General features: G+C 60.4%; 12 protein-coding genes. 9 read left to right on the top strand and 3 right to left on the bottom strand.

Annotation, left to right across the window (positions count from 1 at the left end):
• Nucleotides 1-14: 14 nt before the first annotated feature.
• The 3 genes from thiE (at nucleotide 15) to CKW32_RS24560 (ending at nucleotide 2719) form a co-directional block, all read left to right on the top strand.
• The gene (gene thiE / locus CKW32_RS24570; RefSeq protein ID WP_032884613.1) at nucleotides 15-638 is read left to right on the top strand and encodes a thiamine phosphate synthase; all 624 of its coding nucleotides are present in this window, start codon (nucleotides 15-17) and stop codon (nucleotides 636-638) included.
• Nucleotides 639-655: 17 nt separating this feature from the next.
• Entirely contained in the window at nucleotides 656-1939 is a 1284-nt protein-coding gene (hemL, locus tag CKW32_RS24565; RefSeq protein WP_095186212.1) for a glutamate-1-semialdehyde 2,1-aminomutase, read from the top strand.
• A gap of 225 nt (nucleotides 1940-2164) precedes the next feature.
• Nucleotides 2165-2719 carry a tetratricopeptide repeat protein gene (locus CKW32_RS24560; protein WP_032884611.1) on the top strand — a complete coding sequence of 185 codons (555 nt, stop codon included), beginning with the start codon at nucleotides 2165-2167 and terminating at the stop codon, nucleotides 2717-2719.
• Between the two features lie 8 nt (nucleotides 2720-2727).
• Here the strand turns inward: CKW32_RS24560 and CKW32_RS24555 are convergent, their stop codons facing one another.
• On the bottom strand, nucleotides 2728-3054 hold the full coding sequence (locus CKW32_RS24555) for a DUF1820 family protein (protein WP_003236992.1): 327 nt from the start codon (nucleotides 3052-3054) through the stop codon (nucleotides 2728-2730).
• A gap of 131 nt (nucleotides 3055-3185) precedes the next feature.
• Here CKW32_RS24555 and miaB point away from each other — a divergent pair, with 131 nt between their 5' ends.
• The 5 genes from miaB to lnt all read left to right on the top strand — a co-directional run bounded on the left by miaB (nucleotide 3186) and on the right by lnt (nucleotide 8506).
• Nucleotides 3186-4514 carry a tRNA (N6-isopentenyl adenosine(37)-C2)-methylthiotransferase MiaB gene (miaB, locus tag CKW32_RS24550; RefSeq protein ID WP_032884610.1) on the top strand — a complete coding sequence of 443 codons (1329 nt, stop codon included), beginning with the start codon at nucleotides 3186-3188 and terminating at the stop codon, nucleotides 4512-4514.
• Nucleotides 4515-4647: 133 nt separating this feature from the next.
• Nucleotides 4648-5652 (top strand): PhoH family protein, encoded by a 1005-nt coding sequence (locus CKW32_RS24545; protein ID WP_032884609.1) that lies wholly within the window; start codon nucleotides 4648-4650, stop codon nucleotides 5650-5652.
• Nucleotides 5645-6103: an rRNA maturation RNase YbeY gene (gene ybeY, locus CKW32_RS24540; protein ID WP_032884608.1), complete on the top strand. Its 459-nt coding sequence runs from the start codon at nucleotides 5645-5647 to the stop codon at nucleotides 6101-6103. Before CKW32_RS24545 ends, ybeY begins: the two co-directional genes overlap by 8 nt.
• Before the next feature lie 31 nt (nucleotides 6104-6134).
• On the top strand, nucleotides 6135-6974 hold the full coding sequence (locus CKW32_RS24535; protein WP_005791724.1) for an HlyC/CorC family transporter: 840 nt from the start codon (nucleotides 6135-6137) through the stop codon (nucleotides 6972-6974).
• Between the two features lie 8 nt (nucleotides 6975-6982).
• Entirely contained in the window at nucleotides 6983-8506 is a 1524-nt protein-coding gene (lnt, locus tag CKW32_RS24530; protein WP_095186211.1) for an apolipoprotein N-acyltransferase, read from the top strand.
• A gap of 74 nt (nucleotides 8507-8580) precedes the next feature.
• Here the strand turns inward: lnt and CKW32_RS24525 are convergent, their stop codons facing one another.
• Nucleotides 8581-9342 (bottom strand): YdcF family protein, encoded by a 762-nt coding sequence (locus CKW32_RS24525; protein WP_095186210.1) that lies wholly within the window; start codon nucleotides 9340-9342, stop codon nucleotides 8581-8583.
• Nucleotides 9343-9440: 98 nt separating this feature from the next.
• On the bottom strand, nucleotides 9441-9758 hold the full coding sequence (locus tag CKW32_RS24520) for a hypothetical protein (RefSeq protein ID WP_095186209.1): 318 nt from the start codon (nucleotides 9756-9758) through the stop codon (nucleotides 9441-9443).
• A 261-nt stretch (nucleotides 9759-10019) separates the two neighbouring features.
• Between CKW32_RS24520 and leuS the strand changes: the two genes are divergently transcribed.
• Nucleotides 10020-12626: a leucine--tRNA ligase gene (gene leuS / locus CKW32_RS24515; RefSeq protein ID WP_095186208.1), complete on the top strand. Its 2607-nt coding sequence runs from the start codon at nucleotides 10020-10022 to the stop codon at nucleotides 12624-12626.
• The last annotated feature ends 40 nt before the right edge of the window (nucleotides 12627-12666 follow it).

The following is a 12666-nucleotide window of genomic DNA, read 5'->3' as shown; positions in this document are numbered from 1 at the left end:
AAGAGGCCTGCCCGATGAAACTACGTGGCCTTTACGCCATCACCGACAGCCAACTGTTGGCCGGCAAATTCCTCGCCTATGTGGAAGCGGCGTTGGACGGTGGCGTGACCCTGTTGCAGTACCGCGACAAAAGCAGCGACGAAGCTCGGCGCCTGCGTGAAGCCGAAAAGCTGCGTGAACTGTGCTCGCGCTACAAGACCCAACTGATCATCAACGATGACGCCGAGTTGGCCGCGCGCCTGGGCGTCGGCGTGCACCTGGGCCAGACCGACGGCCCACTGACACCGGCCCGTGCGCTGCTGGGCTCCAAAGCCATCATCGGCGCCACCTGCCACAGCCAGATTGAACTGGCCGAACAGGCCGCGCGCGAAGGCGCCAGTTACGTCGCCTTCGGTCGCTTCTTCAATTCCAATACCAAGCCTGGTGCGCCTGCCGCCACCCTTGAAATGCTGGCTGAGGCCCGCAAGCGCCTGCACCTACCGATCTGCGTGATCGGGGGCGTCACCCTGGAAAACGCCGAGCCCTTGGTGGCCCACGGTGCCGACTTACTGGCCGTGGTCCACGGCCTGTTCGGTGCCGACAGCACCCAGGAAGTCACGCGCCGCGCCCGCGCTTTCAACGCCTTAATCAAATCCTGAATTCAGAGAGCCCCACCATGTCTCGTTCCGAAACCCTGTTTGCCAATGCCCAGAAACACATCCCCGGCGGTGTGAACTCCCCCGTGCGTGCGTTCAAGAGCGTGGGCGGCACGCCGTTGTTCTTCAAGCATGCCGAAGGTGCCTACGTCACCGACGAAGATGATAAACGCTATGTAGATTACGTCGGGTCCTGGGGCCCGATGATCCTGGGCCACAGCCACCCGGACGTGCTGGATGCAGTGCGTAAACAGCTGGAGCACGGCTTGTCCTACGGCGCCCCTACCGCCATGGAAACCGAGATGGCTGACCTGGTGTGCTCAATCGTGCCGTCAATGGAAATGGTGCGCATGGTCAGCTCCGGCACCGAAGCCACCATGAGCGCGATTCGTCTGGCCCGTGGTTTCACCGGCCGCGACAGCATCATCAAGTTCGAAGGCTGCTACCACGGCCACTCCGACAGCCTGCTGGTAAAAGCCGGCTCCGGCCTTTTGACCCAAGGCGTGCCCAGCTCGGCCGGTGTGCCAGCGGCATTTGCAAAGCACACTCTGACGCTGCCGTTCAACGACATAGCCGCCGTCGAGCAGATGCTCAACGAAGTCGGCCAAGACGTGGCGTGCATCATTGTTGAGCCGGTGGCCGGCAACATGAACTGCGTACCACCTGCACCGGGTTTCCTCGAAGGCCTGCGCGAGCAGTGCGACAAGCATGGCGTGGTATTGATTTTCGATGAAGTGATGACCGGCTTCCGCGTCGCCCTTGGTGGTGCCCAGGCGCACTATGGCGTCACGCCTGACCTGAGCACCTTCGGCAAGATCATCGGCGGCGGCATGCCGGTAGGCTGCTTCGGCGGCAAACGCGAAATCATGCAGCACATCGCGCCACTGGGTCCAGTCTACCAGGCAGGCACGCTGTCGGGTAACCCGCTGGCTATGGCTGCCGGCCTGACCACGCTGCGTTTGATCAGCCGCCCGGGCTTTCACGCTGAACTGACCGACTACACCACTCGCCTGCTGGACGGCCTGCAACAGCGCGCCGATGCGGCCGGCATCCCGTTTGTCACCACGCAGGCGGGGGGTATGTTCGGCCTGTACTTCAGCGGTGCGGACGATATCGTCACCTTTGATGACGTGATGAGCAGCGACGCCGACCTGTTCAAACGCTTCTTCCACCTGATGCTGGAAGGCGGCGTGTACCTGGCGCCGAGTGCCTTTGAAGCGGGCTTCACATCGATTGCCCATGGCGAAACCGAGTTGCAACTGACCCTGGACGCCGCCGAACGCGCATTCGCAGCCCTGAAATAAACGGTCGCAACATCTGGCGTCGCTGTGGGTGGCGCCAGATTTGCTACTTTGCTTACAGAGATTTCCTTATTTTTTCGAGAATTCACCTGCAATCCGGCAGATAACTTGCCCAAGCAGCAGAAAAACGAGTAAAGACTTTGTAAGCAGAGGCCTGCTTATTTCATAATGCGCGCTTATTGGATCCCGTGAGGGTCCGCGCGCCCCGTCAGAGGTAAGTCGATTCCCATGAAACGCACCGGCCGCACCCTGGTACTGGGCTGCCTGTTGCTCCTTCAGCCGCTGCTGGCAAATGCCCAAGCAGGCGGCAACTCGTTGTTAATCCCAGCGATGGGTCGTTGCACCCTCAATACCCAGCCAGACAGCCAGGCCGAATCCCTGAGCGCGTGCCAGAAACAGGCCGACGAAGGTGATGCGCAGGCGCAATATGAGTTGGGCGAGTACTACCACGACAGCAAAAATCCCGCCCTCGACCTCAACAAAGCCTTGAGCTACTTCGAGAAAGCCTCGTTGCAGGGCCACGCGCAGGCACAATTCCAGCTAGGCACCATGTTCTTCAAAGGCGAAGGCGTGCCGGCCAATAACGTTCAGGCGTATATCGTGCTGAAAATGGCCGCCGTCAACGGCGCCGAAGACGCGCTGGACACGGCCGACGAAGTCGCCGAGCACATGCAGCGCGATGAACTGGAAGTGGCCACCCAGGTCTTGGGCCAGATTTTCCGCAACTACCTGCAGGAACTGCAGAGTGCCGATGGGCGTTCGCCCTTCTCACCCCTGCCCTGACAGCCGTCTTACTTCTCAGGCATTGGCATCGGAAACGGCATGACATTGCTCACGCCCCGTGCCTCGCTGATCTTCGGCGTGCCCAGCCGCTCGACTTCATCGATACGCACAATTGAATGCATCGGCACAAAACTGCGCACCACGCCTTCGAACTGCGCCTTGAGCTTTTCTTCGCCCGGGTCGACGACCAATTGGGTGCGCTCGCCAAAGACGAACTCTTCCACTTCCAGGAAGCCCCACAGATCACTTTGATAGATCTGCTTGGCGTACATTTCGAACACCTGGCCCTGGTTGAGGAAAATCACCTTGTAGATTGGAGCTTCGCGTTTGGTCATGGTGGGCGGATAACACATCGGGGATATAAAAGAGGGCGCGAACTATAGCATGGCACCCGATGCACAACGCTAGGAACCAATGGGCATGCCCCCTATAATGCGCGGTTCTTTACCACCAGTTGACGATTCCCATGGCCAAGAAGCTTTATATCGAAACCCACGGTTGCCAGATGAACGAGTACGACAGCTCGCGCATGGTCGATCTGCTGGGCGAACACCAGGCCCTGGAAGTCACCGCCCGCGCCGAAGATGCCGACGTGATCCTGCTCAATACCTGCTCGATCCGCGAGCGTGCCCAGGACCGTGTGTACTCGCAGTTGGGCCGCTGGCGTGAATTGAAACTGGCCAATCCAGAGATGGTGATCGCCGTCGGCGGTTGCGTGGCCAGCCAGGAAGGCGCCGCGATCCGCGACCGCGCACCCTATGTCGACGTGGTCTTCGGCCCGCAAACCCTGCACCGCTTGCCGGAAATGATCGACGCGGCCCGTATCACCAAGCTGCCTCAGGTAGACGTCTCGTTCCCGGAAATCGAAAAATTCGACCATTTACCTGAGCCGCGTATCGACGGGCCAAGCGCCTATGTATCGGTGATGGAAGGCTGCAGCAAGTACTGCACCTTCTGCGTGGTGCCCTACACCCGTGGCGAAGAGGTCAGCCGGCCCTTTGACGACGTGCTGGCAGAGATCATCCACCTGGCCGAAAACGGCGTGCGCGAAGTGACCCTGTTGGGCCAGAACGTCAACGGCTATCGCGGCTTGACCGAGGACGGTCGCCTGGCGGATTTGGCAGAGTTGATCCGCGTAGTGGCAGCAGTGGACGGTATCGAGCGCATCCGTTACACCACTTCGCACCCGCTGGAGTTCTCCGACAGCCTGATCCAGGCCCACGCCGACGTGCCTGAGCTGGTTAAACACCTGCACTTGCCGGTGCAGTCGGGTTCGGATCGCATCTTGTCGGCAATGAAGCGCAACCACACCGCCCTGGAATACAAATCCAAATTGCGCAAATTGCGTGCAGCAGTGCCGGGCATCTGCATCAGCTCAGACTTTATCGTCGGCTTCCCAGGCGAGACCGAAAAAGACTTCCAGCAGACCATGAAGCTGATTGAAGACGTCGGTTTCGACTTCTCCTATTCGTTCGTCTACAGCCAACGCCCCGGCACACCCGCCGCCGATCTGGTGGACGAAACCCCGGAAGCGCTGAAAAAAGAGCGCTTGAACGCGCTACAACACCGACTTAACCAGCAGGGCTTCGAGATCAGCCGACAAATGGTCGGTTCAGTCCAGCGCATCCTGGTCACCGACTACTCGAAGAAAGATCCCGGCGAATTGCAGGGCCGCACCGAGAACAATCGGATCGTCAACTTCCGTTGCGACAATCCAACCCTGATCGGCCAATTTGCCGATGTGCACATCGATGCGGCGCAACCACACTCGCTGCGCGGCTCTCTGGTGCAATAAATTTGGGAGGGGGGCTTGCCCCTTCCCACATAGGAGCCGTGCAACATTCCAATGACGTAAGTGCTTTCGTACCCGCGTCACTGGCGTTATCCTCTCTTTCACCTAAACAGCCAAAGGGCGGCTAAAAGCGACCTTGAACGCACCCACAGTAGAACCCCATCGTTTTATCCTTGAGCCCTTTGAGGCTCGCCGTTTCGCCAATCTGTGCGGACAGTTCGACGAGCACCTGCGCCTGATCGAACAACGCCTGGGCATCGAGATCCGCAATCGCGGCAATCAGTTCGAGCTTATTGGTGAAGCCCAGCCCACTAAATCTGCAGAAAATCTGCTGCGCCGTCTCTACCGCGAAACCAAGGGTAGCGAGCTGTCGCCAGAAACCGTGCACCTGTATTTGCAGGAGTCGGCTGTGGAAGACTTGGCCAACAACCCCGTCGCTGAAGCCAGCGTGGCACTGCGTACCAAGAAAGGCATGATTCGCCCAAAGGGCTTGAATCAGCAGAAGTACGTCAAGGCAATCCTCGGCAACGATATCAATTTCGGCATCGGCCCCGCCGGTACCGGCAAGACCTACCTCGCCGTGGCCTGTGCAGTGGATGCCCTTGAGCGCGAGCAGGTGCGCCGCATCTTGCTGGTGCGCCCGGCGGTCGAAGCGGGCGAAAAGCTCGGTTTCCTGCCCGGCGACCTCGCACAGAAGATCGACCCGTACCTGCGTCCACTCTACGACGCGCTGTACGAGATGCTTGGCTTTGAATACGTGGCCAAGCTGATCGAACGCCAGGTGATTGAAATCGCCCCGCTGGCCTACATGCGCGGCCGCACCTTGAGCAACAGTTTCATCATCCTCGACGAAAGCCAGAACACTACGGTCGAGCAGATGAAGATGTTCCTGACCCGCATCGGGTTCGGCTCGACGGCCATCATCACCGGCGACATTACCCAGGTTGACCTGCCCAAGGGCACCAAGTCGGGCTTGAGCCATGTGATTGAAGTGCTCAAGGACGTGCCGGGTATCAGTTTCACGCATTTCTCACCCAAGGACGTAGTGCGCCACCCGCTGGTGCAACGCATCGTCGAAGCCTACGAGCGCTTCGAACACCGCGACGACGGACTGTCAAAGGACGTTCGCCGCGATGCTTGAGCTTGACCTGCAACTGGCCACCGAGGCGCCCGCCCCCAGCGAAGAACAATTCCGCCAATGGTGCGCACTGGCCCTGCGCCAGCGCACTGCCGACTCGGAATTGACCATCCGTCTGGTGGACGAGCCCGAAGGCCGCGAGTTGAACCACACCTGGCGCCAGAAAGACTACGCGACCAACGTGCTGTCGTTCCCCGCCGACGTACCCGATGAGCTGCTGGATATCCCGTTGCTGGGCGATCTGGTGATCTGCGTCGAAGTGGTGGAGCGCGAGGCGAAGGAACAAGGCAAGACGCTGGAAGCCCATTGGGCTCATCTAGTCATCCACGGCTGCTTGCATCTCTTGGGTTACGACCATATAGACGATGACGAAGCCGAGGAAATGGAAACACTGGAACAAACGTTGCTTGCCGAACTGGGTCACCCTGATCCGTATGCAGACGACGAAACATAACTGACACAACAAAGGATTTAGAGTAATCGCTATGAGCGAAGACCGATCGAGCAACGGGCAAAAGTCATGGCTGGGTAAACTGACCCAGGCTTTTGCCCACGAGCCGAAAAACCGCCAGGAGCTGCTGGAGCTGCTGCGCGAGGCCCACCAGAACAAGTTGCTGGACAGCGAAGCGCTGGCCATCGTCGAAGGCGCCATCCAGGTCGCTGACCTGCAAGTACGGGACATCATGGTCCCGCGCTCGCAGATGATCAGCATCAAGGCGACCCAGACCCCGCGGGAATTCCTCCCGGCCGTGATCGACTCCGCGCACTCGCGCTACCCGGTGATCGGTGAAAGCCATGACGACGTCATGGGCGTCCTGCTGGCCAAGGACTTGCTGCCGCTGATCCTCAAGGAGAACGGCGACAGCTTCAACATCAAGGACCTGCTGCGTCCCGCCACCTTCGTACCCGAATCCAAGCGCCTGAATGTGCTGCTGCGCGAATTCCGCGCCAACCACAATCACATGGCCATTGTGATCGACGAATACGGCGGCGTGGCCGGCCTCGTGACCATCGAAGACGTGCTGGAACAGATCGTCGGCGACATCGAAGATGAGCACGACGTCGAAGAAGACAGCTACATCAAGCCGCTGCCGAGCGGTGACTTCCTGGTCAAGGCGCTGACGCCGATCGAGAACTTCAACGAGTTTTTCGACAGCGAATTCTCCGACGACGAGTTCGACACCGTTGGCGGCCTGGTAATGAGTGCGTTCGGGCATCTGCCCAAGCGTAACGAAACCACCGAGATCGGCGCGTATCGCTTCCGCATCCTGAATGCCGATAGCCGTCGTATCCACTTGATCCGCTTGACCCCTATTGCCCGTTAAGGACTGAAATGCGCCGCATGATCGCACCCGGCTGGCCCGGTAACTTGCTGGCCGTGGTGGCCGGCGCCATCACTACCCTGGCGCTGGCGCCGTTCGATCTGTGGCCGTTTGCACTGATCGCGGTCGGAGTGTTCTATGTCGGCCTGCGACAGCTGACACCCCGTCAGGCCCTGGGCCGTGGCTGGTGTTTCGGTTTCGGCCTGTTTGGTGCTGGCACCAGCTGGATTTACTACAGCATCCACCACTTCGGCGGCGCTTCGGTGCTGCTGGCGGGGTTCCTGATGCTGTTGTTCACCGCCGCCATTGCCTGGTTCTTCGCCCTGCCTGCCTGGCTGTGGGCGCGCTGGTTGCGTCGCAATGAAGCACCGTTGGCAGATGCGCTGACGTTTGCCGCATTGTGGGTCGGCCAGGAAGCCTTTCGCGGCTGGTTCCTCACCGGATTCCCGTGGCTGTACTCCGGTTATAGCCAGCTCGACGGCCCCCTCACCGGCCTGGCGCCAGTGGGTGGCATGTGGCTGATTTCCTTTGCCCTGGCACTGACGGCGGCCCTGCTGTGCAACCTGCCGCGCCTGCTGGCCAGTAAACGCAATGGGTTTATCGGCGCAGGTCTGGTGTTGCTGGTCGCCCCCTGGGCCATCGGCCTGGCGCTCAAGCATCACGCTTGGACGTCCCCGTCCGGCGCTCCGCTGACCGTAGCGGCCATCCAGGGCAACGTCGAACAAAGCATGAAGTGGGACCCCGAGCAGCTCAATGCGCAGCTCGCGCTGTACCGCGACATGAGTTTCAGCTCCAAGCCTGTCGACCTGCTGGTGTGGCCGGAAACGGCGGTGCCGGTGCTCAAGGAGTCCGTCGAGGGCTACCTGGGGATGATGGGCAAGTTTGCCGCCGACCGACACACCGCGCTGATCACCGGCGTGCCAATACGCCAGGAAGTGCACCACCAGAAGCGCTACTTCAATGGCATCACCGTGGTAGGCGAAGGCGACGGCACTTACCTGAAGCAGAAGCTCGTGCCGTTTGGCGAATACGTGCCGCTGCAGGACATGCTGCGCGGACTGATTGCCTTCTTCGACCTGCCGATGTCGGACTTCGCCCGCGGCCCCGCCGACCAGGCGATGTTGCAGGCGAAGGGCTATCAGATCGCGCCTTTCATTTGCTACGAAGTGGTCTACCCGGAATTCGCCGCCGGACTGTCGGCCCAGAGCGACCTGCTGCTGACCATCAGCAATGACACCTGGTTCGGCCGCTCCATCGGCCCGCTGCAGCACCTGCAAATGGCGCAGATGCGTGCGTTGGAGGCTGGGCGCTGGATGATCCGTGCGACCAATAATGGCGTGACTGGGTTGATCAACCCGTTTGGCCAGATCACTGCGCAGATCCCGCAATTCGAGCGCGGAATCCTCTATGGCGAAGTGGTGCCGATGCATAACCTGACGCCATACCTGCAATGGCGCTCGTGGCCGCTGATCATCGTGTGCCTGGGGTTGTTTGGTTGGGCGCTGCTGGCAGGCCGGATGTCAAAAACCGTCTAACAGCCAACGCGAATCAAAATGTGGGAGAGGACTTGCCCCCTCCTACATCTTGATCTGCATTTTAATCAGCAGGGTTATCGATAGAACAACCGATACCCCACCTGCCCTACCGCCTCGTTGATCAACTGCCCGCTCTGCCACACCGACTTGAACTCGGGCATCCATCCACCCAGCGGCCGTGCATTGTCCACGCCTAGAAACCCCACCGGCGCCGGCACTACGGTGAAGCCGGCCTTTTCAAAACTCCACACCGAACGCGGCATGTGCCAGGCCTGGGTCACGACCACCACACGCTTGATGCCCTCGGGCAATAGAATCTCGGCACTCATCTGTGCGTTTTCCCAGGTGGTACGGCTGCGCTCTTCCTTCCAGCGCACCGTAACGCCGAAATCGTCCTGCATCGACACCGCCATCAGCTCAGCTTCGCTGGGCGGCGTGCCGTAGTGCAATCCCCCGGTGGTAAGCACCGGCAGGCCGGACGCCTTGGCCAGTCGGGCGGCATACCGCTGGCGCTCCAGGCCAATACCGGTAGGCTGATCAGAACCCCATGCCGGGTCGCCGCGCTCACGTCCCGAGCCCAGCACCACAATGGCGTCGGCGCGCTGGGCCAGGGTCGACCAGTCTTCACGCGCCAACGGAGGCTCGGTCTCCAGGGCCCGCGCGCCCCACTCCACGGCCACCGGCAAGCTGATCAACCACATGCCGCCAAACCCCAGGGCAAAGCAGCAGCCGGCCAAACGTGGGCGAGTGCGTCTAAACCACCAGGCAAGGGCCAGCAGCAGCAAGAGAATGCCGGGCGGCAGGAGCAGTTGTTTAATGAAATAACGAATAGGCATCGGGCATCTCCAAAGATGCCCGAAGCCTAAGGTGTAACGGGGTTTAGCGACAATCTCTACAGTGAAATAGCGCAATGGTGTTGTTCAGCGGGGGTCAACTACTTGTAGCGGGCGGACCGGAATGTTTCCGGGCCACGACCGGCCGGCAAGTCCTTGAGCCACACCACCTTGGCAGAGTGCGTAGGCTCTTGGGCTGGCGGGGTTGCCACCCAAGGGGGCGCACTGCGCTTGTTGCGTTCCAGGTAAGCCTTGATCAGTTCCAACTCCGCGCGACTCAATCCACGCAGTTCCAACTCGACAGGCCGTTCATCACGCAATCGGCCCGCTGTCCTCGCTGCATCCAATGCACGACCCAATCGGTCGATCAGTCCCTCGTAGACGTCCGGTTTAGTTGCGATTCGCTGCGATTCAACCATCCCCTCACCTCATTGAAGAAAGACTTGCTCCCCACTGAACAGCGTAGCCCTCGTTGCTGCGCCTGCCCGGCGCCGCGACAGACGGCCTCGGCTACGCAATCAGGGTTTCCCTCGATAGAGTGGGGTCATGTATGCTACGGCGCTTCCTGTAACTCCACTTCCCGCAGGGTTTGGGCACGGACGCGCCGCTTTTTGGTGTCGAACAACCTGAACGTTGCACCGAAGAGGATTAGGCCACCCCTATCCAGTTCAAAAGTAGCCATGCACGAACAATATCAGCCCCGTGAAATAGAAAATGCCGCCCAAACCTTCTGGGACGAGCAAAAGTCCTTTGAAGTCAGTGAACAGCCAGGCAAGGAGACTTTCTATTGCCTATCGATGTTCCCTTACCCCAGCGGCAAGCTACACATGGGGCACGTGCGTAACTACACCATCGGCGACGTGATTTCCCGCTACCAGCGCATGCAAGGCAAGAACGTCCTGCAACCCATGGGTTGGGACGCCTTCGGCATGCCGGCGGAAAACGCTGCGATGAAAAACAACGTGGCTCCCGCCAAGTGGACCTACGAAAACATCGCCTACATGAAGACCCAGCTGCGCAGCCTGGGCCTGGCGGTGGACTGGTCCCGCGAAGTGACCACCTGCAAGCCGGATTACTACCGCTGGGAACAATGGCTGTTCACTCGTCTGTTCGAAAAAGGCGTGATCTACAAAAAAAGCGGCACCGTGAACTGGGACCCGATCGACCAGACCGTGCTGGCCAACGAGCAGGTGATCGACGGGCGCGGCTGGCGTTCCGGCGCGCTGATCGAAAAGCGCGAAATCCCGATGTACTACTTCAAGATCACCGCCTACGCGGATGAACTCTTGTCGAGCCTCGACGATTTGCCAGGCTGGCCTGAACAGGTCAAGACCATGCAGCGCAACTGGATCGGCAAGTCCAAGGGCATGGAAGTGCAGTTCCCGTACAACGTCGACTCCATCGGCGAAGCGGGCGCACTCAAAGTCTTCACCACCCGTCCCGACACCCTGATGGGCGCGACCTACGTCGCCGTGGCCGCCGAGCACCCGCTGGCCACCCAGGCCGCACAGAACAACCCCGAGCTGCAGGCGTTCATCGCCGAATGCAAAGGCGGCAGCGTGGCTGAAGCCGACGTCGCCACCCAAGAGAAAAAAGGCCTGCCGACCGGCCTGTTCGTCGAGCACCCACTGACCGGCGAGAAGTTGCCGGTTTGGGTCGCCAATTACGTGTTGATGCACTACGGCGATGGCGCAGTAATGGCTGTACCGGCCCACGACGAGCGTGATTTCGAATTCGCCACCAAATACAACCTGCCGATCAAGTCGGTGGTGCGCACCAGTTCGGGCGACACCAACCCGGCCCCATGGCAAGACGCCTACGGCGAGCACGGCACCCTGATCAATTCCGGAGAGTTCGACGGTCTGGACTTCGCCGGCGCCTTCGACGCCATCGAAGTCGCGCTGATCAAGAAGAACCTCGGCGCCTCGCGCACCCAGTTCCGCCTGCGCGACTGGGGCATCAGCCGCCAGCGCTACTGGGGCTGCCCGATCCCGATTATCCACTGCGAAACCTGCGGTGACGTGCCGGTACCGGAAGACCAACTGCCGGTCGTGCTCCCGGAAGACGTGGTGCCGGACGGCGCCGGTTCGCCATTGGCACGCATGCCTGAGTTCTACGAGTGCAGTTGCCCTAAATGCGGCCAGCCTGCCAAGCGTGAAACCGACACCATGGACACCTTCGTGGAGTCCTCGTGGTACTACGCCCGCTACGCCTCGCCTCACTACGAGGGTGGCCTGGTGGAAAAATCCGCGGCTGACCATTGGTTGCCGGTGGATCAGTACATTGGCGGCATCGAACACGCCATTCTTCACCTGCTGTACGCGCGTTTCTTCCATAAGCTGATGCGCGACGAAGGCCTGGTGAGCTCCAACGAGCCGTTCAAGAACCTGCTGACCCAAGGCATGGTGATCGCCGAGACCTACTATCGCCGCGAAGCCAATGGCGCCTACACCTGGTTAAACCCGGCGGACGTCGAACTTGAGCGCGACAGCAAAGCCAAGGTCATCAGCGCCAAGCTGATCGCCGACGGCCTGCCGGTGGAGATCGGCGGTACCGAGAAAATGGCAAAGTCGAAGAACAATGGCGTCGATCCACAGTCGATGATCGACCAGTTCGGTGCCGACACCTGCCGTCTGTTCATGATGTTCGCCTCGCCACCTGACATGAGCGCCGAATGGTCCGACTCCGGCGTCGAAGGCTCGCACCGCTTCCTCAAGCGCGTCTGGCGCCTGGCTCACGCCCATGTCAGCCAGGGCCTGCCGGCCAAGCTGGACGTGGCGTCCCTGAGCGACGAGCAGAAACTTATTCGCCGCAGCACCCACCTGGCCATCAAGCAAGCCAGCCAGGATGTAGGCCAAAACCACAAGTTCAACACCGCCATCGCCCAGGTGATGACATTGATGAACGTGCTGGAAAAAGCCCCGCAAGCGACCGAACAGGACCGCGCACTGGTACAGGAAGGCCTGGAAACGGTCACCCTGCTGCTGGCACCGATTACGCCGCACATCAGTCACGACCTGTGGAGCCGTCTGGGCCATAGCGACGCAGTCATCGATGCGCGCTGGCCGGTGCAGGATGACAGCGCCCTGGTACAGGACACGCTGCAACTGGTGATCCAGGTCAACGGTAAGCTGCGTGGCCAGATCGACATGCCGGCCAGTGCCAGCCGTGAAGAAGTCGAAGCGGCCGCACGCGTCAACGAGAACGTGCTGCGCTTTACCGAAGGCCTGACGATCCGCAAAGTGATCGTGGTGCCTGGCAAACTGGTCAATATCGTCGCTAGCTAATCGCATCGGGCGCAGGGCTTGAGCCCTGTGCCGAACAAAG

The organism is Pseudomonas sp. Irchel 3H9 (assembly GCF_900187495.1).
Taxonomy (GTDB): domain Bacteria; phylum Pseudomonadota; class Gammaproteobacteria; order Pseudomonadales; family Pseudomonadaceae; genus Aquipseudomonas; species Aquipseudomonas sivasensis.
Note: the sequence above shows the minus strand (reverse complement) of the source record. Positions and strands in the feature narration are given on the sequence as shown.